25 protein-coding genes are annotated in these 26880 nt (G+C 71.3%); 12 read left to right on the plus strand and 13 right to left on the minus strand.

The features are described from left to right. Positions 1-53 precede the first annotated feature (53 nt). Positions 54-1292 carry an MFS transporter gene (locus tag MWU75_RS14600; RefSeq protein WP_247092094.1) on the plus strand — a complete coding sequence of 413 codons (1239 nt, stop codon included), beginning with the start codon at positions 54-56 and terminating at the stop codon, positions 1290-1292. Positions 1293-1389: 97 nt separating this feature from the next. Here MWU75_RS14600 and MWU75_RS20350 read toward each other — a convergent pair whose 3' ends face one another. From MWU75_RS20350 to solA, 9 genes are all read right to left on the minus strand, one after another. Then, a complete protein-coding gene (locus tag MWU75_RS20350) occupies positions 1390-1515 on the minus strand; it encodes a hypothetical protein (RefSeq protein WP_348647783.1) in 126 nt (41 codons plus the stop codon). 27 nt (positions 1516-1542) lie between these two features. Continuing rightward, positions 1543-1911 (minus strand): Uma2 family endonuclease, encoded by a 369-nt coding sequence (locus tag MWU75_RS14605; RefSeq protein WP_348647784.1) that lies wholly within the window; start codon positions 1909-1911, stop codon positions 1543-1545. 211 nt (positions 1912-2122) lie between these two features. Then, complete coding sequence (locus tag MWU75_RS14610) at positions 2123-3433, minus strand: aspartate aminotransferase family protein (protein WP_247092096.1); 1311 nt, start codon at positions 3431-3433, stop codon at positions 2123-2125. 10 nt (positions 3434-3443) lie between these two features. Next, positions 3444-4796, minus strand: a complete 1353-nt coding sequence (locus MWU75_RS14615) for an aminotransferase class III-fold pyridoxal phosphate-dependent enzyme (RefSeq protein ID WP_247092098.1) — start codon at positions 4794-4796, stop codon at positions 3444-3446. Positions 4797-4894: 98 nt separating this feature from the next. Then, entirely contained in the window at positions 4895-6460 is a 1566-nt protein-coding gene (locus tag MWU75_RS14620) for an aldehyde dehydrogenase family protein (RefSeq protein ID WP_247092100.1), read from the minus strand. Positions 6461-6973: 513 nt separating this feature from the next. Beyond that, positions 6974-8044, minus strand: a complete 1071-nt coding sequence (locus MWU75_RS14625) for a type IV toxin-antitoxin system AbiEi family antitoxin domain-containing protein (protein ID WP_247092102.1) — start codon at positions 8042-8044, stop codon at positions 6974-6976. A gap of 455 nt (positions 8045-8499) precedes the next feature. Then, positions 8500-8817, minus strand: coding sequence for an acyl-CoA carboxylase subunit epsilon (locus MWU75_RS20355; protein ID WP_247092104.1), 318 nt, complete (start codon positions 8815-8817; stop codon positions 8500-8502). Next, positions 8814-10430, minus strand: a complete 1617-nt coding sequence (locus MWU75_RS14635; RefSeq protein WP_247092106.1) for an acyl-CoA carboxylase subunit beta — start codon at positions 10428-10430, stop codon at positions 8814-8816. The genes MWU75_RS20355 and MWU75_RS14635 overlap by 4 nt, the downstream gene beginning before the upstream one ends. A gap of 10 nt (positions 10431-10440) precedes the next feature. Then, entirely contained in the window at positions 10441-11589 is a 1149-nt protein-coding gene (solA, locus tag MWU75_RS14640) for an N-methyl-L-tryptophan oxidase (protein WP_247092109.1), read from the minus strand. 121 nt (positions 11590-11710) lie between these two features. Here solA and MWU75_RS14645 point away from each other — a divergent pair, with 121 nt between their 5' ends. The 4 genes from MWU75_RS14645 (at position 11711) to MWU75_RS20360 (ending at position 15260) form a co-directional block, all read left to right on the plus strand. Then, positions 11711-12505, plus strand: a complete 795-nt coding sequence (locus MWU75_RS14645) for a biotin--[acetyl-CoA-carboxylase] ligase (protein ID WP_247092111.1) — start codon at positions 11711-11713, stop codon at positions 12503-12505. A gap of 30 nt (positions 12506-12535) precedes the next feature. Then, positions 12536-13348: an enoyl-CoA hydratase-related protein gene (locus MWU75_RS14650; protein ID WP_247092113.1), complete on the plus strand. Its 813-nt coding sequence runs from the start codon at positions 12536-12538 to the stop codon at positions 13346-13348. Between the two features lie 167 nt (positions 13349-13515). Then, positions 13516-14199 carry a response regulator transcription factor gene (locus MWU75_RS14655; protein WP_247092115.1) on the plus strand — a complete coding sequence of 228 codons (684 nt, stop codon included), beginning with the start codon at positions 13516-13518 and terminating at the stop codon, positions 14197-14199. Positions 14200-14207: 8 nt separating this feature from the next. Continuing rightward, complete coding sequence (locus tag MWU75_RS20360; protein ID WP_247092117.1) at positions 14208-15260, plus strand: HAMP domain-containing sensor histidine kinase; 1053 nt, start codon at positions 14208-14210, stop codon at positions 15258-15260. A 57-nt stretch (positions 15261-15317) separates the two neighbouring features. Here the strand turns inward: MWU75_RS20360 and MWU75_RS14665 are convergent, their stop codons facing one another. From MWU75_RS14665 to MWU75_RS14675, 3 genes are read right to left on the minus strand one after another with little or no spacing between them, the layout of a single operon-like run. After that, complete coding sequence (locus MWU75_RS14665) at positions 15318-16544, minus strand: MFS transporter (protein ID WP_247092170.1); 1227 nt, start codon at positions 16542-16544, stop codon at positions 15318-15320. Beyond that, positions 16541-17515: a threo-3-hydroxy-L-aspartate ammonia-lyase gene (locus tag MWU75_RS14670; protein WP_247092125.1), complete on the minus strand. Its 975-nt coding sequence runs from the start codon at positions 17513-17515 to the stop codon at positions 16541-16543. The genes MWU75_RS14665 and MWU75_RS14670 overlap by 4 nt, the downstream gene beginning before the upstream one ends. Positions 17516-17524: 9 nt before the next feature. Continuing rightward, positions 17525-18031, minus strand: coding sequence for a GtrA family protein (locus MWU75_RS14675; protein WP_247092127.1), 507 nt, complete (start codon positions 18029-18031; stop codon positions 17525-17527). A gap of 61 nt (positions 18032-18092) precedes the next feature. Between MWU75_RS14675 and MWU75_RS14680 the strand changes: the two genes are divergently transcribed. The 7 genes from MWU75_RS14680 (at position 18093) to meaB (ending at position 26254) form a co-directional block, all read left to right on the plus strand. After that, on the plus strand, positions 18093-19307 hold the full coding sequence (locus MWU75_RS14680; RefSeq protein WP_247092129.1) for a 5-(carboxyamino)imidazole ribonucleotide synthase: 1215 nt from the start codon (positions 18093-18095) through the stop codon (positions 19305-19307). Then, positions 19300-19845, plus strand: a complete 546-nt coding sequence (purE, locus tag MWU75_RS14685; RefSeq protein WP_247092131.1) for a 5-(carboxyamino)imidazole ribonucleotide mutase — start codon at positions 19300-19302, stop codon at positions 19843-19845. Before MWU75_RS14680 ends, purE begins: the two co-directional genes overlap by 8 nt. Positions 19846-20041: 196 nt before the next feature. After that, positions 20042-20473 (plus strand): sigma-70 family RNA polymerase sigma factor, encoded by a 432-nt coding sequence (locus tag MWU75_RS14690; RefSeq protein ID WP_247092133.1) that lies wholly within the window; start codon positions 20042-20044, stop codon positions 20471-20473. 85 nt (positions 20474-20558) lie between these two features. Next, positions 20559-21098, plus strand: a complete 540-nt coding sequence (locus MWU75_RS14695) for a hypothetical protein (RefSeq protein ID WP_247092135.1) — start codon at positions 20559-20561, stop codon at positions 21096-21098. Between the two features lie 131 nt (positions 21099-21229). Beyond that, entirely contained in the window at positions 21230-23080 is a 1851-nt protein-coding gene (locus MWU75_RS14700; protein WP_247092137.1) for a methylmalonyl-CoA mutase family protein, read from the plus strand. After that, positions 23077-25287, plus strand: coding sequence for a methylmalonyl-CoA mutase (gene scpA / locus MWU75_RS14705; protein ID WP_348647785.1), 2211 nt, complete (start codon positions 23077-23079; stop codon positions 25285-25287). Before MWU75_RS14700 ends, scpA begins: the two co-directional genes overlap by 4 nt. Next, positions 25277-26254 carry a methylmalonyl Co-A mutase-associated GTPase MeaB gene (gene meaB / locus MWU75_RS14710; protein ID WP_247092139.1) on the plus strand — a complete coding sequence of 326 codons (978 nt, stop codon included), beginning with the start codon at positions 25277-25279 and terminating at the stop codon, positions 26252-26254. Before scpA ends, meaB begins: the two co-directional genes overlap by 11 nt. A gap of 13 nt (positions 26255-26267) precedes the next feature. On the opposite strand, the gene MWU75_RS14715 is transcribed toward meaB, so the two are convergent. Then, positions 26268-26801, minus strand: coding sequence for a hypothetical protein (locus MWU75_RS14715; RefSeq protein WP_247092141.1), 534 nt, complete (start codon positions 26799-26801; stop codon positions 26268-26270). Between the last annotated feature and the right edge of the window lie 79 nt (positions 26802-26880).

The raw sequence follows: 26880 nt of genomic DNA on the forward strand, positions 1-26880 counted from the left end.
AAGCCCTTCGCCGATGACCGCGGCCGACGGCCGCCCTGCACAAAGGACTCCACGTGCTGCCACCCGGACGTCTCTCACACCCCGCCCGGACCTACCTCGTCCTCAAGGGCGGGTGGGCCTTCCTCTGGGCCGTGGCCTTCACCCTCTCGCTCGTCTACCAGGTCGACGTCGTCGGGCTGACCCCCTTCCAGCTCATCGTCATCGGCACCGTCCTGGAGACGACCTGCTTCCTCGGTGAGATCCCGACGGGCGTGGTCGCCGACCTCCACTCACGCAAGGTGTCGGTCATCATCGGCCTGGTCACGATCGGTGCGGGCGTGTGCCTGATGGCCGTTCCCGAGTTCTGGGTCATCCTGGCCGCACAGGTCGTCTGGGGCCTGGGCTACACCTTCGTCTCCGGTGCCGCCGAGGCGTGGGTCACCGACGAGGTCGGCCAGGACGCCGTCCAGCCCGTGTTCACCCGTGGTCACCAGGTCAGCCTCGGGATGACGATCGCGGGCATCCTCGCCGCGGGCTTCCTCGGCCAGGCCGCCCTGGCCTGGCCGATCGTCGCCGGTGGTGTCGGCTTCGTCCTGCTCGGTGCGGTCATGGCCGTCCTGATGCGTGAGGACAACTTCGCCCCGACCCCGCGCGGGGACCGGGACACCTGGGGGCACCTGTGGGCAACCACCAGAGAGGGCCTGTATGCCGCAACACGCCACCGCGTCATCCGCACCTTCCTCCTGGTCGGGTTGCTCGCCGGCCTGACCAGCGAGGTCCTGGACCGTCTCTGGGTCGACCGGATCATCAACCACATCGGCCTGCCCGAGCTGGGGACCGGTGACGACGTCGCCACGTGGTTCACGCTGTTCGCGCTCGCTGCCGCGCTGGTCGGCCTGGTGGCCTCCGTGCTCGCCAACCGCCTGGCACCGGCCGCACTGAACGCCGAGCACCCGACCAGGGTCATGGCGACGCTCGTCCTGGTCGAGGTGGCCGGGGTGGCCCTGTTCGCGCTGTCCGGCAACCTCGGGGCCGCCCTGGCCGGCAAGTGGACCCGCGACGCGGCTCAGTCCGTGAGCTGGCCGGTGGCCCACGCCTGGCTCAACCGGAGCATCACCAACCCCGGCTCTCGGGCGACCACCCTGTCGATGATGGGCCAGGCCGACGCCGTCGGACAGATCGCCGGCGGGCCCGCGCTGGGTCTGGTCGCCAACAGGGCAGGAGTGCAGACCGCGCTGCTGCTGGCCGCTGCGATCCAGGTGCCCGCGGCCCTCCTCTATGCCAGGCTCCGTCCGCGTCGGACCCGCCGGTGAGTTGGCCGGAGGTCCAGGAGTCCATCCGGTGCCAGCAGGTGAGGAGATCGCCGCGATAGACGGTCTGCCCAATGCGCAGGTCGACGATGTGCGCCTGCTATTCCAGGAGCAAGTCGGCCGGGGTGAAGTCCAGCGGGAACGGGGCAGTCACCTTGACGCGTTCGGTGCCTCGCCGGACCTGCACCTCGCGGTAGGCGCCGTCCTCGAGTTCCAGGACCTGCACCGACGGCTCGAGGGGGTCGATGAGCCACTAGGAGGCGACCCCCGCAGCGGCGAAGCGATCACGCTTGAGCAGGAGGTCGATGCGCCGGGTGCTCGGCGAGAGGACCTCCACCGCGAGCAGTGGCGCGGTCGGCAGCTCCTTGTCCGTGAGGTCCTTGGCGCGGGTGACGAGGAGGTCGGGCTGGAGCACGGTGTCCTCTGACAGCGCGACGTCGAAGGGCGCGGTCTTGACCACCAGTCCCTCGGGTCTGTGCGTGCGCAGCAGCACGGTCAGCTCGACAACAGCCGCTTGGTGCCACCGGCCAGGTCCGGGCGTCACGATGATCGACCCGTCCAACAGTTCATAGCGCTCCGACCCCTCCAGGGGGCGCAGCGCGTCAAGGTCCGCCCGTGTCAACGGACCTGCGTGCGAGGTCGACACCACGCTCACTACTGTGCCCCCAATCGTCTGGTGGCGCGACTATTGCACCGCGGGTCGGAGTGCGTGTGGTCGTTGTCAAGTGCGCAGGGTGAGCGCCCGTCCCGATTTGCGTGGTCGGGGCGGGCGGTGGCCCAGCGATGGGTATCGGCGGCCGCGCGGGGAGCGAGGGGGAGAACGGACCTCAGGATCAGGCGGGCAGGACCTCGTGCACGGCAGCGGCGACGAGGTCGGCAAGCCGATCCACCTGCTTCGGTGTGATGACCAGCGGCGGCCCGAGGACGAGCAGGTCACCGTCGGTGCCGTTGGCGCAGCCGGTGCCGGGATAGATCAGGACGCCTGCGGCCTTGCCGGCGGCGAGGATCCGCTCGGTCACCCGCTCGGCCCGCGGGAAGGGAGCCTTGGTGCCGCGGTCTGCGACCAGCTCGACCGCCTGAAGCAGGCCCAGTCCCCGCACGTCGCCGACGTGCTGATGGTCACCCAGCCGCGCGGAGAGCGCCGTGCCCAGCTGCACACCGCGCTCGGCGGAGGCCGCGACCAGGTCGTGCTCGGTGAGGTAGTCCAGCACCGCTAGGCCGGCAGCAGCTCCGACGTGGTGGTGGGAGTAGGTGAACCCGTGCGTCAGCGAGGCCTCGCCGATCGTGTCGTGCACCTGACCGCTGGCCACGGCCAGCCCCAGCGGCCAGTAGCCCGAGGCGGCGCCCTTGGCCGCGACCAGCAGGTCCGGCACGAGCCCGAAGTGCTCGCTGGCGAACCACGCCCCGGTGCGGCCGAAGCCGGTCATCACCTCGTCCGCCACGACGAGCAGGCCGTGGTGGCGGCATACTGCCTGCATCGCCGGCCAGTAGTCCTCCGGCGGCACGCACGCACCCAGCGCGGCACCCGACACCGGCTCGGCGATGAAGGCCGCCACCTGCTGCGGACCGATCTGCTCGATCAGCGCGTCGAGCCGATCCGCGTGCCACTGCCCGCAGCCGTGCGGGTGGGCGGGGGCGGCGCAGCGGTACTCGTAGGGCGTGCCGGTGTGGGCCGCCTGCCCGAGCCAGGGCAGGTAGGGGGCCCGCAGTCCGTCGCGGGCCCCGACGTCCAGCGCCCCGCGGGTGTTGCCGTGGTAGGAACCGGACCGCCCGATCACCACGTGCCGGTCCTCGCCGCGAGCCAGGTGGTAGGCGCGCGCCATCTTCAGCGCCGTCTCCACCGCCTCGCTGCCACCCGAGACCGGATAGACCCGGGCGTCGGTGACGGGCAGTATGCCGGCCAGCCGGTCGGCATACTGCTCCAGGGTGTCGGTGGTGAAGGCGCTGCCGTGGGCGTAGGCGAGGCGCGCGGACTGGGCGGCGATCGCCTCGCCGACCTCGGTGACGCCGTGGCCGATGCCGACCACGATCGCGCCGCCGGAGCCGTCGAGGTAGGTGCGGCCGTCGGCGTCGACGATCTCGCAACCCTGCCCGCGGACCGCGACCGGCAGGTCACGGCCGCGGGCGAAGACGTGTCCGCCCACGCGCCGTCGCTCAGGCCTCGAGCGCGGCGAGCGCCTCGCCCAGGACGCGCAGTGCGGTGCTCGCCTCGTCGGCGGTGAAGACCAGCGGCGGGGACATGCGAATGGTCCGGACCCCGCAGTCGAGCACCAGCAGACCGCGGCGGAAGGCCTGGTTCTGGGCCTCGGCGGCGGTCTCCGCGTCGCGGAACTCCACGCCGATCATCAGCCCGACCCCGCGCACGTCGGTGATCACCTCAGGATGCTTGGCCTGCAGCTCGCGCAGCCCGGTCAGCAGCTGCTCACCGACGGTGGTGGCGTTGGCCAGCAGGCCCTCCTCCTGGATCGTGCGCAGCGTGGCCAACCCTGCGGCGCAGGGTATCGGGCTGCCGCCGTAGGTGGAGCCGTGGGCGCCCGCGCCCCACGTCTCCATCAGGTCGGCGCGGGCCGCGAACGCGCCGAGCGGGAGCCCGGAGGCCAGACCCTTGGCGCTGATCAGGATGTCGGGCTGGACGTCGGCCAGCTCGATGGCCCACATCTTGCCGGTGCGGCCCATGCCGGACTGCACCTCGTCGGCGACGAGGAGGATGCCGTGCTCGTCGCAGAGCGCGCGCAGCCGCTGCACCCAGGACGCCGGCGGGATGATGTAGCCGCCCTCGCCCTGCACCGGCTCCAGGAAGATCGCGGCGACCTCACTCGGCGCGACCTCGGTCTCGAACAGCCGCTCCAGCTCGGTGAACGTGGCCTCCTCGTCGTGGCTGCGGTGACCGGACTCGTCGATCTCGGCGAAGGCGTAGGGCACGTGGTGCACGCCGGGCAGCAGCGGGCCGAAGCCCTTGTGGTACTTCGCCTTCGACGCGGTCAGGCTGACCGCGCCGTAGGTCCGGCCGTGGAAGGCACCGAAGAAGCTGATCAGGTGCTGGCGACCGGTGGCGTATCGGGCCAGCTTGATCGCGCCCTCGACCGCCTCGGCGCCGGAGTTGGTGAGGAACACGCGGGTCGGGCCCTCGATCGGCAGGGTCTGCGCCAGCGCCTCGCACATCTCCGAGTAGATCGGCAGGTAGAAGTCGCTGGCGGAGTAGTGCAGCAGCTTCTCCGCCTGCTCCTTGACCGCCGCAACCACGGCCGGGTGGGTGTGCCCGGTGGAGTTCACCGCGATGCCGGCGTTGAGGTCGAGGAACAGGTTGCCGTCGACGTCCTCCATCGTCGACCCGTGGGCCCGCTGGGGGACCAGGGGGTAGGCCCGGGGCAGGGACGGGCTGGTCACGGCGCCGTCGCGGTCCAGCACCTTCTGCCCCTCCGGACCGGGCAGGGCCGTGCGGATGTCCGGCACGGGACGGCTGGTGTCGATGCCCTGCTGGTCGGTCTCGGTGATCGTGGCGCTCATCTGCTGAGGGGTCCTCTCGTTCTGCTCACTGCATTGGTATGTCGGGTGGTCACGGTGTGTCGGGTGTGGTCACGGTGTGTGGGGTGGTCACCTGGCCGTCAGGAGACCACGGTGCGGGACTGCTCGCGCATGAACTGCTGCAGGTAGTAGAGACCGCCGCCGGCGTTGCCGTAGGTGCCCGAGCCCTTCCAACCACCGAACGGCTGGACGCCCGGCCACGCACCGGTCGTGGCCCCGGCAGGGCGGTTGACGTAGACGACGCCGGCCTCGATGCCGTCGAAGAACTGCTGGATCTCCGCCTCGTCGGTGGAGAAGAAGCCGGCGGTCAGGCCAAGGTCGGAGTCGTTGGCCAGCTCCAGGCCCTGCTCGAGGGAGTCGACCGGCGCGATCGCCAGGAAGGGAAGGAACAGCTCGTCGCGGAACAGCTGGTCATCGACCGGCAGGTCGGTGACGATCGTGGGGGAGACGTAGTAGCCCTGCGTGCCGTCGGGGGTCGCCCCGATGACCTCGCCGCCGAGGACGACGGTGCCCGCCTCCTTGGCGTGGGCGACCGCCTTCTCGTAGCGGCGCACCGACTCCTCCTCGATCACCGGGCCGAGGAAGGTGTCCCGCTTGGTCGGGTCGTCCAGGACCAGCGACTGGGCGCGCTCGACGATCTTGCCCAGCAGCTCGTCATACACCTCCCTCTCGACATAGACGCGGGAGTTCGCCGAGCACTTCTGGCCCGAGAAGCTGAAGGCGGAGCGGGCGATCCCCTGGGCCGCGAGGTCCAGGTCGGCCTTGGCCGTGACGATCGTGGGGTTCTTGCCGCCCATCTCGCAGATGACCGGCTTGGGGTAGGCGCTGGCGAAGTCGCGGTAGATCGACATGCCGACCGCGTAGGAGCCGGTGAACGTGATGCCGTCGACATCCGGGTTGGACACGATGGCCTGGCCGACCTCGTCGCCGCCGGGGAGCATGTGGAAGGCGTCGGCGGGCACACCGGCCTCGCGCAGGCAGTCGGTGAGCAGGGCGGATGAGAAGGTGCCCTGGGGCGCCGGCTTGAGGACGACCGTGTTGCCCGCGACGAGGGCGCCGCCGGCGGGACCTGCGGCCAGGGCCATCGGGTAGTTGAAGGGCACGATGACGCCCCACACGCCGTAGGGGCGCATGACGCTGCGGGTGTTCTCCTTCTCGAGGAGCTTGTCCATGTCCTTGGCAAAGCCGTCGTTCTGCTCCATCTGGGTGCAGTAGTAGCGGATCAGGTCCGCTGCCTCCTCCACGTCACCCAGCGCCTCGAGGCGGTTCTTGCCGACCTCCATGGTCATCACCGCGGCGAACTCGGCGCACCGGTCGCTGATCATCTCGGCGGCCGCACGGAGGATGCGGACTCGCTCCTGCCAGTCGGTGTTGCCCCAGCTGCTGCGGCCCGCCTTGGCCGCGGCCACGGCGTCGGCGATGTCGTCGGTGGTGGCCGACGCGACCGTGCACAGGGTCACCGAGGTGTCGACCGGGCTGTGCACCTCGAAGGTCTGCCCGCCGGGGCGCTCCTCGCCGTTGACGAAGGGGGTGATGTGCCGGCCCAACCAGCCGCGGGCAGTCTCCAGCCCCTCCTCGTACCAGGTGTGCAGGTCCTCGTTGTCGGCGGACAGGGTCGCGTACGTGACCCGGAAGCGGGACGCCATTGTCATTCCTCCGTGAGTGCGGGTGGGTGTGGACGGCTCTGCTTCGGACAGTACCTCAGCACCGGTCCGCAACGCACGGCAGATCCTGCCGAACCGCCCTAATGGTGATGTTTTTCCTGTCGAGGCGCCGGTTTGACGATGATCTTCCTGTGGATCGCTCGCGCGACGCGACGTTCCTCACGGCCCGACGCGCGTGCGGGGCACGCCCGAGCCGTCGTGCGGGCACGCCCGAACCGGCGGGCGGGGCCCATCTGGCTACCGTCGAGCCCCTGGGTGCTGTGGGGTTTGGGCCATCAGGGTGCTCGAATCCCACAGTGCAGTGCGTGCCCGGCAGGATGTCGGCGCGGGCCCGCACGCTGCCCTGAACTCCGTCGCAGCCTCCTCCTCAGCCCGCGTGCGGGCGGGGCGCATCTCCCGACCGTCAAGCCCTTGGGTGCTGTGGGGTTTTGGCCATCAGAGTGCTCGAATCCCACAGTGCCTGCCGACAGTGCGGACGGCGCGGTCGCCTCCTCCTCAGCTGGCCGCCCGTCCTGTCTCGGCAGCCCACCGATCGACGACATCGCACGACGGCCCGCATGCGGTCGGCACCCCGGTCCAGCCCCGGTGTGTCATCGTCAGGGCGAGGTCGAGGGCCACCTCGCACGGTTGTTCTGCCGCGGCCCAGGTGATCCTGAGAGTGAGATCGCCAGCTGCGGCGGCCTTGAGGTCCCGGCGTCGGTCCTCGTGGAAGGTGTCGCGGTGCCACTCCAGGCCGTCTCCCTCGATCCTGATGCCGTGGGCAGCGTTGCGCAGATCGCTGCGCTCCACCCGAGGTCGTGAGCCTGTGATGTTCCTCGAGATGACTCCAACGTCCGTGGTGTGCGCGCCCGAGTTTGGTGCCGCCCCGTGGGTCGCGGCGACCCCTTCGTCGTCGTGAGGCACCTGCAGCGCGAAACCTGGGAGGCCATGGGCACGGATGACGGTGCGGAGGATTCTCGACTCGAGGGAGCTCTCGACGCCGTCGGCCGCATCTGCGCAGGCACGTCGCAGCACGTCGGCCAGCGGGTGGTTCCAATAGGCATCGAGCGCATCCAGCAACTGGTCCGGCAGGAGCAACTGCCGCTGCGCGGCTCGCCCCAGAAGTGCTGCTGTCTCGTCAAGGGTGAAACCCGGCTCTGCGGTGAGGTCGAGAACCGTCTGTCGGACGCTGGTGACTGGAAAGTTCTTACGCTTGACCACCTCGATGGCTCGTCGTCGCGTCACCCGGGTGCCCGTGGGTCGGACGATCGTGCGCTCTTCAGGAATCGCGACGTGCAGCATGCTGGGCGCCTTGGGCTCCAGACCCCACAGGTAGGCCGCGGCACCGAGCGACAGTACTGCTCCGGTCCCGGCACGGAGAAGCGCCGCCCACGCACGAGCATTCCAGTTGGCACTGCCCGAGTGAGTCAGGTAGACGCCAGGGTGGATCCTCTTCCAGCGTCCGCTGCGGACGGCGTGCGCGATCTGCTTGGGTGACAACTGGCACTCCAGCGCCTGCGCTCTGCTGATGACACCGTGCTGTGCCTTGGCCACGCGCTTCACTGCCTGCACGATCGTCGGGTCCATCGGGCCAGCGTGCACGATTTAGAGCAGGCACCGCCCGAACTGTCCACAGGCCCGTCCCTGCCGAAGCTGGACCGTGAAGTCCGGGGCTGGACCGTGAAGGTGTTTGACCGTCCGAAGTTGGACCGTGAAGTCCGGAGTTGGACCGTCAAGTCCGAGACGGACAGTGGCGTCGCCTGCCGGCCGGTGCCCCACCGTCACTGCGTGGGAATCGTTCCACCAGGGGGACTCGATCCCACGCAATGCCAGCTGCGCGGGTGTCACTGCGTGGGAATCGTTCCATCTGGGGGACTCAATCCCACGCAATGCCCCAGCCGCGTGCGTGCCTCCGCTGAGCGGGCATGACGCGGGTGACGGGGATGGGCTGGGCGCGACGACGTGGGCGCGGTGACGCAGGCGACGGGGGATGCGCTGGGCGCGATGACGTGGGCGCGGTGACGCAGGGGCCGTGTAGCTCGTCAGTGGGGCAGCCCGGAGGCGCGCCAGGCACCGGGCCCCGGCGGCAGACGGTGACCGGGGACGCGGGAGGTGCGACTCCACAGGGAGGTCGGAGCCGGGGGTGACGGCTCGTCCCCACCGCCGGACACGGCCGCCACCACTGCGGTGAGCACCGCGATCTCCACGGCGGTCGGGTTGCCGGAGACGACGCGCAGCACGGGGTGTGCGGCGGTCCCGTCCGCGTCGGCTGCCGCGGCACCCGCGTCGGCTGCCGCGGCACCCGCGTCGGCTGCCGCGGCACCCGTGCCGGTGTCCGCATCCTTCTCCGGCGTGCTCACAGCGGGATGTTCCCGTGCTTGCGCGGGGGTCGGGTGTCCCGCTTGGTGGCCAGGGTGCGCAGCGCCTTGATGACCTCGACCCGCGTCTCCGAGGGGGCGATCACCGCGTCCACGTAGCCCCGCTCGGCGGCGATGTACGGGTTGGCCAGCGTGTCCTCATACTCCTGGATCCGCCGGGCACGCTCGGCGTCCACGTCACGTCCCTCCGCCGCGGCGGCCCCCAGCTGCTTGCGATAGAGGATGTTGGCCGCCCCCTGGGCGCCCATCACGGCGATCTGCGCGGTGGGCCAGGCCAGGTTGATGTCGGCGCCGAGGTGCTTGGACCCCATCACGTCATACGCCCCGCCGTAGGCCTTCCGGGTGATCACGGTGACCAGCGGCACGGTCGCCTCGGCGTAGGCGTAGAGCAGCTTGGCACCGCGCCGGATGATGCCGCCGAACTCCTGGTCGGTGCCGGGCAGGAAGCCGGGCACGTCGACGAAGGTGAGGATCGGGACGTTGAACGCGTCGCAGGTGCGCACGAACCGCGCCGCCTTCTCGGAGGCGTTGATGTCCAGCGTCCCAGCCAGCTGGATCGGCTGGTTGGCCACGATGCCGACCGAGCGGCCCTCGACGCGACCGAACCCGCAGACGATGTTGGGGGCGTACAGCGCCTGGACCTCCAGGAACTCGCCGTCGTCCAGGACGTGCCTGATCACGGTCTGTATGTCGTAGGGCATGTTGGCCGAGTCCGGCACCAGGGTGTCCAGCTCCCGGTCGGTGTCGGTCACCTCCAGCTCCGGGTCCGCCTCGAAGACCGGGGCCTCCTCGAGGTTGTTCTGCGGCAGATGGGCCAGCAGCTCCTTGACGTAGTCGATCGCGTCCTGCTCGTCGCTGCCCATGTAGTGCGCGACCCCGGAGACGGTGTTGTGGGTGCGCGCGCCACCCAGCTCCTCGAAGGTCACGTCCTCCCCGGTGACCGTCTTGATGACGTCGGGTCCGGTGATGAACATGTGCGAGGTCTGATCGACCATCACGACGAAGTCGGTGATCGCCGGGGAGTAGACGGCGCCACCGGCGCTGGGGCCGAGGACCAGGGAGATCTGCGGGATGACACCGGAGGCGTGCACGTTGCGCTTGAAGATCTCGGCGTAGAGCCCGAGGGCGACCACACCCTCCTGGATGCGGGCCCCACCGGAGTCGTTGATGCCGACCACGGGGCAGCCGACCTTCATGGCCAGGTCCATGACCTTGACGATCTTCTCGCCGAACACCTCGCCGAGGCTGCCGCCGAAGACAGTGAAGTCCTGGGCGAAGACCGCGACCGGGCGGCCGTCGACGGTGCCGTAGCCGGTCACCACGCCGTCGCCGTAGGGACGGCTCTTCTCCTGCCCGAAGGCGGTCGAGCGGTGCCGGGCCAGGGCGTCAAGCTCGGTGAACGACCCCTCGTCCAGCAGCATCGCGATGCGCTCGCGGGCGGTCTTCTTGCCCTTGGCGTGCTGCTTCTCCACGGCGCGTGCGGAGCCGGCGTGCACCGCCTCCTCCACCCGTGCGTGGTAGTCGGCCAGTTTCCCCGCCGTGGTGTGGATGTCCGGTGCCTCGGCGGCGCTGTCCTGGGTGGGGTCCGCGGTCATGCAGGACAACTTATCCTCTGGCAGAGTCGGTGAACCTGCGCGGGTCGAGGAAGGCGGTGTCGGTGAACCGGGGCTCGCCGCAGGCCCACTGGGCCGCCAGCTCCCCGAGCGCGGCGGCGTGCTTGAACGAGTGACCCGAGCAGCCACCGGCGACGATGACGCGGTCGGAGCCACCGCTCGGACCGAGCAGGAACTGCCCGTCCGGTGTGTGCGCCATGACGCAGGTCATCTGCTCGGCCGGTTGAGGGTCGAGGTCGTCGAAGGTGGCGGCCACCAGGCTGGCGACGTGGTCGGTCTCCCCGGCGTGGATCACCCGGTCGATGTCATTGGGGTCGTCGGCCTCGAACGGCCCGTCGAACTCGTCCCCGACCTTGGCCAGGTCGCCGGGCAGGGCGCCGTGCCCCCACACCCAGTCGTCCGTCTCCGGCACGCGGCGGATGAAGACGGGCAGGTGGTCCAGGTCGGCACGGTGGCCAGGGCGCGGACGGAACCAGGTCATCACGTAGCGGTGCGGCGTCAGGGGCACACCCGGCAGGAGCGTGGCCAGCCAGGGGCCTGCGGCCACGACCACCCGGTCGGCGCGCAGTTCCCGATCCGCCAGGTGGACAGTGACCCCGTCGGCGTCCGGCTCCACGGAGCGCACCCGCTGGCCGGTGACCAGCTCGGCGCCCGCCGCACGGGCCGCCTCCGTGGCCGCCACGATCGCGGCCTCGGGTCGCAGCACTCCGGCGTCGGGGTCCCACACGCCGATGTCACCGGGCGCGACCCGGGCGTGCCCGGGGGCGCGCTGGGCGATCTGCTCGGGGGTGAGGACCTCGACCGGCAACCCGTGCGCCCGCGCGGCAGCCAGGGTGCCCTCGATGATGCGCGATCCCGGCGGCCCGATCATCAGGCCCCCGGTCTCCAGGAGCAGCTCCTGCCCGCTGTGGACGCCCAGCTCGCGCCACAGCTCACGGGCCCGCAGTGCGATCGGCACCAGGCCCGGGTGCTCCAGGCAGGCCACCCGGAACAGCCGGGTCCGGCCGTGCGACCCGCCCCACGGATGGCCCGGCTCGAACTGGTCCACCCCCACGACCTGCACACCTCGCCGGGCCAGCCGCCAGGCTGCGGCGGACCCGAGCGCCCCGAGACCCACGACAATGACGTCCGTCCGCTCCATACTCCGCCTTCCTGATGAGCGACTTGTCCAGGTGCGGCCATGGTCGCACGCGTGTGCGCCGGACACAGGCGTGTGCGCCGTACAGGTCTCCCCTGAGCCGGGCGCGCCCTACCCTGACCTGGTGACCCCCATCTCCTGGGAGACCCCCGAGTGGCACCCGAGCATCGACTCGACCAACCTCGAGGCAGCGCGCGACCCTCGGCCGGGTCGCGTGGTCGTCGCCGACCACCAGAGCGCTGGGCTGGGCCGCCGCGGCCGCAGCTGGACCGCGCCGCCGGACACCTCGGTCGCCATCACCGTGGTCCTTCCTGCCCCCGAGCCCGGGCTGATCGGGTGGGTCCCGCTCGTCGCCGGGCTCGCCGTCGCGGAGGCGCTGGAGCAGAGTCCGTATGCCGTGCGCGCCGTCCTGAAGTGGCCGAACGACGTCCTCGTGCGGGAGGGGGGTCACGGCGGGACAGGACAACCGGCGGGAGAGGCCTGGGGCAAGGTCTGTGGGGTGCTGGCGCAGGCGTTGCCCGGGAGCCCCGCCGGGCCGGTGGTGATCGTCGGTGCCGGGATCAACATCGACCAGACCCGCGACCAGCTCTCGGTGCCGACCGCGATCTCCTGGCGCCTGGCGCGCGGCGGCGGGGCCCCGCTCCCCGACGGCGCTCGCGAACAGGTGGTGACCGACTACCTGGCCCGGTTGTCGGACCTGATGAGCGCCCTGGTGAGCGACCCGGGGAGGGTGCGTGCGGCCTATCGGCAGAGGTGCGCGACCCTCGGCCAGCAGGTGGCCGTGCACCTGCCCGGCGGCGGCACCAGCGACGGCACGGCCGTCGCGGTCGACGACTCGGGCGCGCTGGTCGTGGAGAGGGCCGGTGCCCGGATCGTCCATGTCGCCGGTGACGTCGTGCACGTCCGCCCGGCCGGGTAGGCCTCGGACCTGCTCGCTAACCTTGCCGCCATGAGCGACGTGACGACCGGTGATGCCCCGACGATGCTGCAGGTCAACCGACACGGCGAGGGCGGTCACGTCGCGGAGCTGGTGCTCGACCGACCGGAGGCGATGAACGCGATCTCGACGGCCTTCGCTGAGGAGATCACCGCCGCGACGAGCGCCCTCGCGGCCGACCCGAGCGTGCGGGTGGTCGTGGTCACCTCGACGCACCCCAAGGCGTTCTGCGTCGGCGCCGACCTCAAGGAGCGCAACTCCTTCACCGACGCCGACCTGATGCGGCAGCGGCCGATCACCCAGCAGGCCTACGGCGGGGTGCTCAACCTGCCGGTGCCGGCCTTCGCCGCGGTCGAGGGCTTCGCGCTCGGCGGCGGGCTGGAGATCGCGCTGTCCTGCGACGTGATCATCGCGGGCGAGGGCGCGCTCGTCGGCCTCCCCGAGGTGTCGGTCGGGGTGATCCCCGGGGGCGGCGGCACCCAGCTGCTGACCCGCCGGGTCGGCTGGTCCCGGGCGGCCAGGGCGATCTTCACCGCCGCCAAGCTGCCGGCGGCCGAGGCCTTCGAGCTGGGGATCGTCGACGAGCTCGTCACTCCTGGCACCGCCCGCGACCGCGCCCTGGAGCTGGCCGCGACCGTCGCGCGGCACAGTCCCGTCGGTGTCCGCAACGCCAAGCGGGCCATGCGGCTCGGGGCCGACGTCGACCTGCAGACCGGTCTGCAGGTGGAGGACGCCTGCTGGCGGGCGACCGCCTTCTCCGCCGACCGGGCCGAGGGTGTCGCGGCCTTCGCCGAGAAGCGCGCGCCCGACTGGCCTGGCCACTGAGCGGACAGATCCGGCCACTGGGCGGACGGATCAGGCTGGGGCAGAACCGGGCCGACACCAAGGCCGAGCGCTGGACGCCGACCCAGCCACCCGGCATACTCACGATGGCACGCGGCACAACCACGGCTGTCGGGGATTCGCGGAGAGGACTACGTATCATCAACACCATGACGAGGGTGTTGCTGGCTGAGGACGACGAGACCATCTCCGAGCCGCTGGCTCGAGCGCTGCGACGTGAGGGCTACGACGTCGACGTGTGCGGTGATGGCCGCAAGGCCCTGCAGGCAGCTGCACAGCAGACGCCCGACCTGGTGATCCTCGACCTCGGGCTGCCCTACGTGGACGGCCTGGACGTCTGCCGGCAGCTGCGCCGGGACGGCCTCACCAGCCCCGTGCTGATCCTGACCGCGCGCGGCGACGAGGTCGACACGGTCGTGGGTCTGGACGCCGGCGCGGACGACTACGTCACCAAGCCGTTCCGGCTCGCCGAGCTGCTCGCCCGGGTCCGGGCGCTGCTGCGGCGCGGCGGCGAGGGCCGTGAGGACGACCAGGAGCGGCCGATCACGATCGACACCAAGGCGCGGCGCGCGTTCTTCCGCGGCCAGGAGCTGCAGCTCACCGCCAAGGAGTTCGACCTGCTGCGGGTGCTGATGCGCGAGGGCGGCCGGGTCGTCTCGCGCGAGGACCTGATGCGCGAGGTGTGGGACTCCGCCTGGTACGGCTCGACCAAGACGCTCGACATGCACATCTCCGTGCTCCGCCGCAAGATCGGTGACGACGCCGCCGACCCCAGGCACATCGTCACCGTGCGCGGGGTGGGCTTCCGCTTCGAGAACGAACCCGAGAGCTAGCTTCTCCGGTGAGCTCCGAGTTCCGGTGGGTCGCTCTCGTCGCCGGGGTCGGCTCGGCGGTCCTGGCCCTGGTCGTCTCGTGGCTCGTAGCGACCCTGCTGCTGGTGGTCCAGCGGGACCGGGCCGTTGCCGACGCACCACTGGTCTCGCCGTGGATCCTGGGCTTCCTGATCGTCTTCTCCTCGGCGCTGGTGATCGCCGTCATCTGGTATGCCGTGCGCCGCTTCGCCGAGCGGCGTGCCCTCCGCACGGGGCGGGCCATGCGTCAGGTGACCCAGCGAGCGGAGGAGTATGGCGCCGGAGGGTTCGCCTTCGAACCGCTCACCGGTGACGAGCTGGTGCCGCTGACCTCGGGGATGGAGGAGATCGACACCCTGTCGCGGGTCCTGGACCGCAACCACCACGCGCTGATGCGAGCGCTCACCGCCGAGCGGTCCTTCGCCGCGGACGCCTCCCACCAGCTGCGCACCCCGCTGGCGGCGCTGCTGCTGCGGCTGGAGGAGATCAGCGAGGCACCCGACATCGAGACCGCCCGTCACGAGGCGGAGATCGCCATCGGCCAGACCGAGCGGCTGTCCAACGTCGTGGACGACCTGCTGCACCGCACGCGTGCCGGGCACGCCGACGGGGGACGGTCGGTGTCGCTCGACACGGTGCTGACCCAGCTGCTCAAGGAGTGGGAGCCCTCGTTCGCCGGCACCGGCCGGTCGCTGACCTCCTCGATCGAGCGGGGCATGATCCTGCGCTCCAGCTCCTCGGCGATCTCCCAGATCCTCAACACTCTGGTGGAGAACTCCCTGGCGCACGGCGCGGGCAACGTCCAGGTGCGGGCCCGCCGCAGCGGGCCGTCGGCGGTGATCGAGGTGACCGACCAGGGGGAGGGCATCGCGCCCGAGCTGGCCCGCGTGATCTTCGACCGCGGCACGACCACCGGCAGCGGGACCGGCCTCGGCCTGGCCGTCGCCCGCGAGACCGCCGAGTCCTTCGGCGGCCGTCTCGAGCTGACCTCGGCGCAGCCGACGGTGTTCGCGCTGTTCGTCTCGATGGCGACCGGCCGCTAAGCAGCGTCGGCTCCCGCCAGGCCACCCGCGGTCAGGTGGTTCGTTCACGTCGTTCGCTCAGGTCGTTCGCTCCAGCGGTTCGGGCGCACGGAGCCAGGGCAGGACCCCGATCAGGCAGATCAGGCCGGTGACGGCGAAGGCGACCTCGAAGCCCACGGCGTCCGCCACTACCCCGACGAGGACCGGCCCCACGATCGCGCCGCCGTCCTGGGACATCTGGAAGGTGGACAGCACGGTGCCGCCGTTGCGGTCGTGCCCGACGACGTCCGCGACCGCCGCCTGCTGTGCGGGGTTCACCAGGCCGGCGCCGATGCCGGAGGTCACGGACAGCGCGAAGAGCAGGCCCAGCCCGGCGCCGGTCGGCATCGTGGGGTGCTGGGCCATCCCGAGCAGGCCGAACGAGGCGGCCATCACCAGCAGCCCGGCGATCACCAGCGGCCGACGGCCCACCCGGTCCACCCAGCGACCGGAGAACTGCAGCGTCCCGGCGGTCCCCACCGCGCCGACCGCCAGCACCGCCCCGGCGACCCAGGGCTGGTCGAGGACCGCGGCGGCCAGCAGGGGCAGCAGCGCCATCCGGACCCCGAAGTTGGTCCAGCCGTTCGCGGCGCCCGAGACCAGCACCGCGCGATAGACCGGTGACTCCAGGGCCTGCCGCACGGTCAGGGTGGGCCGCGTCGCCTGACCCGGCGCCGGGCGCAGTCGCGCCCCACCCAGCCCGATACCCACGACGAGGGCGGCGAGGACCAGCGCCACGCCATACACGATGAAGGGTGCGCGCAGACCGAGGCCGGCCAGCGCCCCACCCAGCAGGGGACCGACCATCCCGCCGATCAGGAAGGCGGAGCCGTAGGCCGAGGACACCCGGCCCCGGGCCGAGGGCGGAGCGAGCCGCACCAGCAGCGCCATCGCCGAGACGGTGAACATCGTGGAGCCGATGCCGCCGAGCCCGCGGAAGAGCAGCAGCTGGCCGTAGCTCTGGGCGAAGGCGGTGGCGAAGGAGGATGCCGCCACGACGAGCAGCCCGGTGAGATAGACGGGCCGTTCGCCGAGGCGGGCCACGAGCAGCCCGCCGGCCGGTGCGAAGACGAGGCGGAAGAAGGCGAACGCCGAGACGATGACCGAGGCCGCTGCGACCCCCACGTCGAAGGAGCGGGCGTAGGCGGGCAGGACCGGCGAGACGATGCCGAAGCCGATCGCGATGACGAACGCGGCGCCGACCAGGATCCAGATCTCGCGGGGGATGCCCGGTCGCGGGAGCGCTGCGGGGGAGGTGTCGCTCAGGGCGCACCCACCAGCTCGGCGAACCGCGCCAGGTCGACGTTGCCGCCGGAGAGCAGCACGCCGACCCGCAGGCCGGCGGTATCCGGGATGGCGCCGGAGAGGACCGCGGCCAGGGCGAGCACGCCCGTGGGCTCCACGACCTGCTTGAGTATGCCGGCCATCACCTTCATCGCCCCGACCAGCTCCTCGTCGGTCGCGGTCACGACGTCGGTCACGCCGTCCCGGATGATCGGGAAGGTCAGGTGGCCCAGGTGGGTGGTCTGGGCGCCGTCGGCCAGGGTGCGTGGGGTCTCGATGGTGACGATGCGGCCCTCGCGCAGGGAGCGGCGACCGTCGTCGCCCGCCGCCGGCTCGACGCCGTAGACGCGCGCCCGCGGCGCCAGGGCGCCGGCCGCCAGGATGCTCCCGGAAAGCAGGCCTCCGCCGCCCAGGGGCGTGACGACGACGTCGAGCGCGCCGCTGTCCTCCAGGAGCTCCTTGACCGCGGTGCCCTGGCCGGCGATGACGTGCGGGTGGTCGTAGGGCGGGACCACGGTCATCCCGCGCTCGGCGGCCAGGTCGGCGGCGATCTGCTCGCGGTCCTGGGTGTAGCGGTCGTAGCGCACCACCTCGGCGCCGTAGCCACGGGTCGCCGCCACCTTGGCCTCGGGGGCGTCGTGCGGCATGACGATCACGGCGGGCATCCCCGTCTCGCGAGCGGCCAGGGCGATCGCCTGGGCGTGGTTGCCTGAGGAGTAGGCGATCACCCCGCCGCGCCGCTGCCCGGCGTCGAACGCCGACAGCGCGTTGAGCGCGCCCCGGAACTTGAACGCGCCGACCCGTTGCAGGTGCTCGGCCTTGAGATGGATCTCGCAGCCGGCGCGCTCGTCCAGGCGGCGGGACCGCAGCACGGGTGTGCGGTGAGCGCGGCCCTCGATGACGGTGGCAGCGGCCTCGACGTCGGCGTAGGTGGGAAGGGAGTCGGCGGGCACGGCCTCAGGCTAGTGGCGGGGCGGGGCGAGCGCGTCGCCCTTGAAGACGTAGGTGCGGTAGGCCCAGAACCGGAACAGGGTGCCCAGCACCAGGCCGACGCCGTTGGCGCTGATGTTGTCGGCGACCTGGCTGTGCAGGTCCAGCACGTAGCGGGAGAAGGCCAGGCAGGCCACCGCGATCAGCAGGCCGAGGATGTTGAACCAGATGAACAGCAGGAACTCGTGGAAGGCCTCCGGCCGCCGGGTGTGGCGGAAGGTCCAGTAGCGGTTGCCGAGCCAGGAGAAGACCGTCGCGATCGCCGTGGCCAGGATCTTGGCGCGCAGCGGGATGTCGTGCAGCGGGCCGGCCTCCATGCCGGGCAAGCCGAAGACGAAGTAGTTGTAGAGCGTGGTGTCCAGGATGAAGGCCAGCAGCCCGATCGTGCCGAACTTGGCGACCTCCCGGGCGAGCACGTCATAGGCTCCCCGGATCCGCCCGACGAGCCCCGTATCGCTCGTCAGGCGGGTTTGGGTCACGTCCGGAGTGTACGTCCGACCGCTGCGCAAGGTTCCCTCGCGAGGGCTTAGGGTGATCGGCGTGACCGAGGCACAGCGAACCCGACCACTGCGCGCGGAGGGCGGCTTCCCGGTCGTCGGGATCATCGGCGGGGGCCAGCTCGCGCGGATGTCGCAGCAACCGGCCATCGCCCTGTCGGTCACGCTCTCCGTCCTGGCCGAGTCCGAGACCGCGTCGGCCGCGCTCGTCGTGCCGCACGCCCCGGTCGGCGACCACACCGACCTGGAGACGGTCCGCGCCTTCGCCCGGGACGTCGACGTGGTGACCTTCGACCACGAGCACGTGCCGCCGGAGGTGATCTCCGCGCTGATCGAGGACGGGGTCCCGGTGCACCCCGGCCCCGACGCGCTGCTGCACGCCCAGGACAAGATCGTCATGCGGCGCCGGCTCACCGAGCTGGGCATCCCCTGCCCGCGCTGGACGGCCGCGACCACCGCCGAGGACGTCACCGCCTTCGGGGAGGAGATCGGCTGGCCGGTCATCGCCAAGACCCCCAGGGGCGGGTATGACGGCAAGGGAGTCCGCAGGATCTCCTCACCCGAGCAGGTGGCCGACTGGCTCGAGGTGGTCGGGCAGGACGGCCCGATGCGCGAGGGTGTCCTGCTGGAGGAGGCGGTCGACTTCACCCGCGAGCTCGCGGTGATGGTGGCGCGCAGCCCCAGCGGCCAGGCCGCCACGTGGCCGGTCGTCGAGACCGTCCAGACCAACAGCATCTGCACCGAGGTCCTCGCACCAGCCCCTGGCCTCGACCCGGACCTCGCCACCCGGATCGGCGAGGCCGCCCTGCGGATCGCCGGCGAGCTCGGCGTCACGGGCGTGATGGCTGTGGAGTTGTTCGAGGTGAGGGACCGGGAGACCGGTGCCCCGGCATACTTGGTCAACGAACTGGCGATGCGGCCGCACAACTCCGGTCACTGGACCATCGACGGAGCCGTGACCAGCCAGTTCGAGCAGCACCTGCGCGCGGTCCTGGACCTGCCGCTGGGCGACCCGTCGGCGCGCCAGGAGTGGACCGTCATGGCCAACGTCCTCGGTGGGGAGCACCCGGATCTCTACCCGACCTACCGCCACCTCATGGCCCGCGACCCGGGGCTGAGGATCCACCTCTACGGCAAGGGCGTGCGGCCCGGGCGCAAGCTCGGGCACGTCAACGTGACCGGCGACGGGGACGTCGAGGCGCTGCGCGAGCGGGCCAAGCACGCCGCCGACTACCTGCAGGGAGTCATCGATGAGTGAGCCTTCAGTGAGTGAGCACAGCGGGAGCGGTCCGGTGGTCGGACTGGTCATGGGCAGCGACAGCGACTGGCCCGTGATGGAGGCCGCGGCGCAGATGCTGGAGGAGTTCGGCGTGGCCTACGAGGCCGACGTCGTCTCGGCGCACCGGATGCCGGCGGAGATGATCGACTACGGCCGGTCCGCGGAGGAGCGCGGGCTGCGGGTGATCATCGCCGGGGCCGGGGGAGCCGCGCACCTGCCGGGCATGCTGGCCTCGGTCACGGTGCTGCCGGTGATCGGCGTGCCGGTGCCGCTGAAACACCTGGACGGCATGGACTCCCTGCTCTCGATCGTGCAGATGCCCGGCGGCATCCCGGTCGCGACGGTCTCCATCGCCGGCGCCAAGAACGCCGGGCTGCTCGCCGTGCGGGTCCTGGGAGCCGGGGACGGGGACGAGGCGCGGCGTCTGCGGGAGGCCCTGTCGGCATACTCCTCGGAGCTGCGGGACCAGGCCCACGCCAAGGGCGAGAAGCTGCGGTCCCGCCCCCAATTTTCGTAGTGGTTTTGTCGGTCGATCCCGGCTTTTCGTAGTGGTTTTGTCGGTCGGGTCCGACCGGTGTCCGCAGGGACAGAACCTTTTGGGCGCCGTGGAAGTCTCATCAGCGTGAGCAGTTCCCAGGAGCGTGAGGCCGACTTCGCCGCGTTCGTCGCGGCCCGGTCTGCCCATCTCGTGCACTTCGCCAGGATGCTGTGCGGTGACCTGCACCCGGGCCCAGGACCTGGTGCAGGCGGCGCTGGAGAAGATCTTCAGAGTATGGCGGAAGCGCGAGATCGAGCACCCGTTCGCCTATGCGCGGCGAGCGGTGCTGAACGAGTACCTGTCGGGCGCGCGCAGCCGCTGGCGTGAGACACCCGTCGCCGATCCCGCGGAGCACCACGAGCAGGCGGAGCCGGACCATGCGGCCGGACTGGTCGACCGGGACGCGCTGCTGGCGGCGCTCGCCAGCCTGGCGCCGCGTGAGCGGGCGGTCATCGTCCTGCGCTATCAGCAGAACCTCACCGAGGCGGCGACCGCCGAGCAGCTCGGCATCCGCGTCGGGACCGTCAAGAGCACCGCCTCGCGGGCGATGGACAAACTGCGCCGCTCGCCCGACCTCGTCGAGACCCACCAGAGGAGACAGCCATGAGCACCCAGACCGAGGACGCACTGCGGGAGGCCCTGGCCTTCGACCCGCAGACCCCGTCTCTGTCCGCGAGCCGATCATCGAGAGCGTGCACAGGCAGCGTCGGCGGTCCATGTGGCTCGGTGCGGTGGCTGCCAGCGCGGTCCTCGGCGCGGGCGGGGTCGCCGTCTCGGCCTGGTCCGGCGACGACGGGCCCGACGCGATGGTGCCGGCCGGGGTCACTGAGGTGAGCGGGACCTTCGAGATCGGGATGGGTTGGGAGATGGTCGTGGACGGTCGGGCGCTGTGCCTGTCCGATCAGGCCGGCAGCGTCTATGACTGCGGAATGGATGTGGCCTTCCGAGAGGGTTCGACCTTCTCCTGGTCGCACGGCGAGTCCGGCCCGCAGATCTCCGCGTGGGTGGTCCGGGACAGCACGGCCACCGCCTCGCTGGAGAAGGAGATGAGTGGCTTCACGCCAGCAAAGGTCTATCGGGTGTCCGAGCTGGACGTCTCGATCGCGGTCGTCAACCTGCTGCCGCAGGACCCGGCCGGTTGGGAGCGCGTCTCTCGGGACGGGTCGGGGACAGTGACCGACTCGGTCCCGTTCCATGTCGGCGGGAGCGTCCCGACGCACGGCAGAGGCTAACCGCGTGGCAGCAGACGCTCCCTGACCGACGAAAGCCCTGAGAAAATGCGGGGTCGACCAGCGAAAGCCCTGAGAAAATGCGTGGGGGACCTGCAAAACCACTATGAAAATGGGGGAACTACGATCGGGGCATGTCGACCCCACCTCGTGCCGACCACCTCCCGCTCGCGCCGGACGGCACCGCGACCCAGGAGGAGTGGGAGGGCGCCGTCGCCGCGGTGCTGCGCAAGAGCGGTCGGCTGACCGGCGACGACCCGGACTCCGCCGCGTGGGGCGCGCTGACCCGAACCACCCTCGACGGCATCCCCGTCCTGCCGCTGGGCACCCCCGAGACCGCGGCGGAGCTGCCCGACCCCGGGTTGCCCGGGCAGGCACCGTTCACCCGAGGTGCCACCGCCACCAGGCCGTTCGGAGCCTGGGACATCCGCGCCCGGTTCGAGGACCCGGACGCCGAGCTCACCGCCCAGCACGTCACGGAGGACCTGGAGAACGGCGTCAACTCCCTCTGGCTCGTCCTGGGGGAGGCCGGCATCGCGCTCGAGCACCTCGACACCGTCCTGGAGCCGGTCCTCCTCGACCTGGCACCCGTGGTCCTCGAAGCACCCGAGGAGCCGGTGCGCGCCGCCAGCGAGTTCGTCCGGCACCTGGTCCACCGCGGCGTCCAGCCGGCCCCCGGCACCAACCTCGGAGCCAACCCGATCGGGCACCGCGACAAGCGCCCGATGGCCAAGGAGGTCGTCCGCGACGTCGCCGACCTCGCGGTCCGCGAGGGCCTGCGGGCGATCATGGTCGACGGCACCGCCGTGCACGACCGCGGCGGCTCCGACGTCCAGGAGCTGGCCTACACGATCGCTGCGGGGGCGGAGTACCTCCGTCTCCTGGCCCAGGCCGGCCACGAGCCGGACGTCGCAGCCGGGCTCATCGAGTTCCGTTATGCCGCCACGGCCGAGCAGTTCCCGACCATCGCCAAGCTCCGCGCGGCGCGCCGCCTCTGGGCGCGGGTCCTGGAGCTCAGCCACGTCACCCCCGAGCTCCGCGGCCAGTCGCAGCACGCGGTCACGTCACGCCCGATGATGACGCGCTACGACCCCTACACCAACATGCTGCGCACCACCGTCGCGGCCTTCTCCGCGGGTGTCGGCGGCGCGAGTGCCATCACGGTCCTGCCGTTCGACGAGCCGCTCGGCCTCCCCGAGTCCTTCAGCCGCCGGATCGCCCGCAACACCTCCAGCCTGCTCTCCGCCGAGTCGCACATCGCGGAGGTCACCGACCCCGCCGGCGGCGCGCACGCCGTCGAGCGGCTCACCGAGGACCTGGCGCAGGCCGCCTGGGAGCTGTTCGGCCGGGTCGAGGAGGACGGCGGCCTCATCCACGACCTCAAGGACGGCTCCTGGGACCGCGCCATCGCCGAGGTCGTGCACCGCCGCCGCGAGCAGGTCGCCCGCCGCACCCGCCCCATCACCGGGCTCAGCGAGTTCCCCCAGGTCGCCGAGACCCTGCCCCAGCGCCGCGCCTACCCCGTCCCGCGCCAGCTCGTCCGCCACGGCGCCGACTTCGAGGCACTGCGCGACCAGCCCGTGCCCACCCCGGTCTTCGTCGCCACCATGGGCACCGTCGCCCAGCACACCGCGCGTGCCACGTTCCTGACCAACCTGCTCACCGCCGGCGGCATCACCGCCCGCACCGTCGGCGCCACCACCGGCGTCGAGGACGTGCTGGCCGCCTACCAGGGCGAGTCCGTCGTCGCCCTCGCCGGGACCGACCGGGAGTATGCCGAGTGGGGACCTGATCTCGTCGTCGCCCTTCGCGGGGCGGGCGCCGAGCACGTCGTCCTGGCCGGCAGGCCGGTCGAGGGCCTGGCGGTCGACGACCACGCCGCCATGGGGCTGGACGCCCTGGCCTTCCTGCACCGGACGCGTGAGCGACTCGGTGTGAGCACCCCACACGACGGCGCCCCGACGACCACGGAGGTGGACCGGTGACCACGGTCCCGAAGTCCTTCGCCGGCTTCCCCCTGACCGGTGAGCGGGCCGCGCAACCGGACCACACGGCATACCAGCAGGCCGTGGCCGAAACCCAGCCCTGGGCCTCGCCGGAGGGCATCGACATCCAGCCCCTCTACACCGAGGCCGACCTGGTCGGCCTGGACGCCCTCGACACCTATCCCGGCCTGGCCCCGTTCCTGCGCGGTCCGTACCCGGCGATGTACGCCACCCAGCCGTGGACCATCCGGCAGTACGCCGGCTTCTCCACCGCCGAGGAGTCCAACGCCTTCTACCGCCGCAACCTCGCCGCCGGCCAGAAGGGCCTGTCGGTCGCCTTCGACCTGGCCACCCACCGCGGCTACGACTCCGACCACCCGCGGGTTCGCGGCGACGTCGGCATGGCCGGCGTGGCGATCGACTCGATCTACGACACCCGCACGCTCTTCGACGGCATCCCGCTGGACAAGATGAGCGTCTCGATGACGATGAACGGCGCCGTGCTGCCCGTGCTCGCGCTCTACATCGTCGCCGCCGAGGAGCAGGGAGTCAGCCCCGAGCAGCTGTCCGGGACCATCCAGAACGACATCCTCAAGGAGTTCATGGTCCGCAATACCTACATCTACCCGCCGGCGCCGTCGATGCGGATCATCAGCGACATCTTCTCCTTCACCGCCGCGCGGATGCCGCGCTTCAACTCGATCTCGATCTCCGGCTACCACATCCAGGAGGCCGGGGCCACCAACGATCTGGAGCTTGCCTACACCCTGGCCGACGGGGTCGAGTACATCCGCGCCGGCCTGGACGCGGGCCTGGACATCGACGCCTTCGCGCCGCGGCTGAGCTTTTTCTGGGCGATCGGGATGAACTTCTTCATGGAGGTCGCCAAGATGCGTGCGGCCCGGGCACTGTGGGCCCGGCTGGTCGGCGACTTCAATCCCCAGAACCCCAAGTCGCGCTCGCTGCGCACGCACTCCCAGACCTCCGGCTGGAGCCTGACCGCGCAGGACGTCTACAACAACGTGCAGCGCACCGCGATCGAGGCGATGGCCGCCACCCAGGGGCACACCCAGTCGCTGCACACCAACGCCCTGGACGAGGCGATCGCGCTGCCGACCGACTTCTCCGCCCGGATCGCCCGCAACACCCAGCTGCTCATCCAGCAGGAGACCGGCACCACCGAGATCATCGACCCGTGGGGCGGTTCCTATTACGTCGAGCGGCTCACCCACGACCTCGCGGCCCGCGCCTGGGGCCACATCCAGGAGGTCGAGGCGGCCGGCGGCATGACGAAGGCGATCGAGGAGGGGCTGCCCAAGATGCGCATCGAGGAGGCGGCTGCGCGCACCCAGGCGCGGATCGACTCCGGCCAGCAGGCGGTCATCGGCGTCAACACCTACCAGGTGAGCGACGAGGAGCCGTTCGAGGTGCTCAAGGTGGACAACAACGCGGTGTATGCCGCGCAGCTGGCCAAGCTGGAGAGGTTGCGTGAGGAGCGGGACCAGTCCGCGGTGGACAGCGCGCTGCGCGCGCTGCGCGCCAGCGCCGAGGCCGGCGGCGGCAAGGACGGCTCGCTCGAGGGCAACCTGCTCGCGCTGTCGGTGGCCGCGGCCCGGGCGAAGGCGACCGTCGGGGAGATCTCGTCTGCGCTGGAGCAGGCCTACGGCCGGCACCGCGCGGTGATCCGTACCATCTCAGGGGTGTACCGCCAGGAGGCCGGGGGAGCCGGCAACGTCGAGCGGGTCGTCGCCGCGACCGACGCCTTCGAGGCCGCCGAGGGCCGCCGCCCCCGGATCCTGGTCGCCAAGATGGGCCAGGACGGGCACGACCGCGGGCAGAAGGTCATCGTCACCGCCTTCGCCGACATGGGCTTCGACGTCGACGTGGGCCCGTTGTTCTCCACGCCCGAGGAGGTCGCCCAGCAGGCCGTCGACGCGGACGTGCACGTGGTCGGGGTCTCGTCGCTCGCGGCGGGGCACCTGACCCTGCTGCCGGCACTGCGGACGGCCCTCGCGGAGTTGGGCCGGGAGGACATCATGGTCGTCATCGGCGGGGTGATCCCGCCCGACGACGTGGCGACGCTGCGCGAGATGGGTGCTGCCGACGTCTTCCTGCCGGGCACCGTCATCGCCGACAGTGCGTTGGCGCTGCTGGAGCGGTTGAGCGCCGGCCTCGGGCACGAGCCCACGGGCACGGATGGCACCTGACCCGGCGGAGCTGGCCGCGGGGGTGCTGGCAGGCAACCGCTCGGCCCTGGCGCGGGCGATCACCCTCGTGGAGTCCAGCCGCCCCGACCACCGTGCCGCGGCCCGCGAGCTGCTCGCCGAGCTGACCCCGCACGCCGGGGGAGCGGTGCGGGTGGGCATCTCGGGGGTGCCCGGTGTCGGCAAGTCGACGTTCATCGAGGCGCTGGGCACCTGGCTGATCGGGCAGGGAAAGCGGGTCGGTGTCCTGGCGGTCGACCCCTCCAGCGTGCGGACGGGCGGCTCGGTGCTGGGGGACAAGACGAGGATGGGGGAGCTGGCAGCCAGCCCCGCGGCATACATCCGTCCCTCGCCGAGCGCGGGCACGCTGGGCGGGGTGGCGCGGGCGACGGCCCAGTCGATCACGGTGCTGGAGGCGGCCGGGTTCGACGTGGTGCTGGTGGAGACCGTCGGGGTGGGGCAGTCGGAGGTGACGGTCGCCGGGATGGTCGACACCTTCCTGTTCCTGACGATCTCGCGCACCGGTGACCAGCTGCAGGGGATCAAGAAGGGGATCCTGGAGCTGGCCGACGTGGTGGCGGTGAACAAGGCGGACGGGGACCGGGTGCGGGAGGCGGAGGTGACCGCCAAGGACCTGGCGGGCACCTTCCGGCTGGTGTATGCGGGGACGCAGTCGTGGGTGCCGCCGGTGCTGACCTGCTCGGCGACGGAGGGCACCGGGATCGAGAAGGTGTGGCAGCGGGTGCTGCGCCACCGGGCCTTCCTGGGCGACCGAGGGCTGGCGGAGAAGCGGGCCGGGCAGCAGCTGGAGTTCACCTGGGCGCTGGTGCGCGCCGAGCTGGACGCCCGGTTGGCGGCCGACACGGAGGTGAGGCGGGTGCGCGGGGAGGTGCGCGACCGGGTGATCGCCGGCGAGTTGACCGCCGTCGCGGCCGCCGACCTGATCCTGGAGGCCTACGACCGGGGGTGAACGACTCGCACAACTATCGGTCGAAGCCGGAGATGTTCATGAACCAGGTCGGTGGGGGACACGTCGCGACGGCTTCCTGCATCGATGCCTGGTCCAGGGAGTCGAACCCAGGCTGGAAGGAGTAGTACTGCTCGGCCGTCTGGTACGTCGCCAGATAGGTCTCTCGCGTTGGAGGGTCTGCCGACTCGATGCCGAACTCGATCAGGCAGGCGTGGTTGGCCACCTCCTGCTCGTACAGTTCCCTCTTCTGTTCGTCGGTCACCTGTCCCATGCGTGACCAGCCAGATGACTCTGAGCAGACCTCGAGCGAGGTGTTGTACGCCTCGAGTTGCTCCGACGGAATCTCGGCGGACTCGATGCCGCCGGACCAACTTCGCGAGACATCCCAGCCCGCGCCACCCATGCAGTCCTCGAGTCGGTCCGTGACGGGCGACGCGGGCATCGACGAGACCGCCGGCGCCGGCGCCGTCGACGCGGTGTTGGGGGGTGCTCCGGCGTCGGTGGCGCATCCGCCGAGGCACAAGACCACGGATGCTACGGAGGCCATCCTGAATCGTGCCCGGTGCTGCATCGCGGTCCTCCCGTCATCGGTGGGGTGCGGCTCACTCTAGGCTGTGGTGCGCCGG

This window comes from Ornithinimicrobium sp. F0845, from assembly GCF_023015765.1.
Lineage (GTDB): Bacteria > Actinomycetota > Actinomycetes > Actinomycetales > Dermatophilaceae > Ornithinicoccus.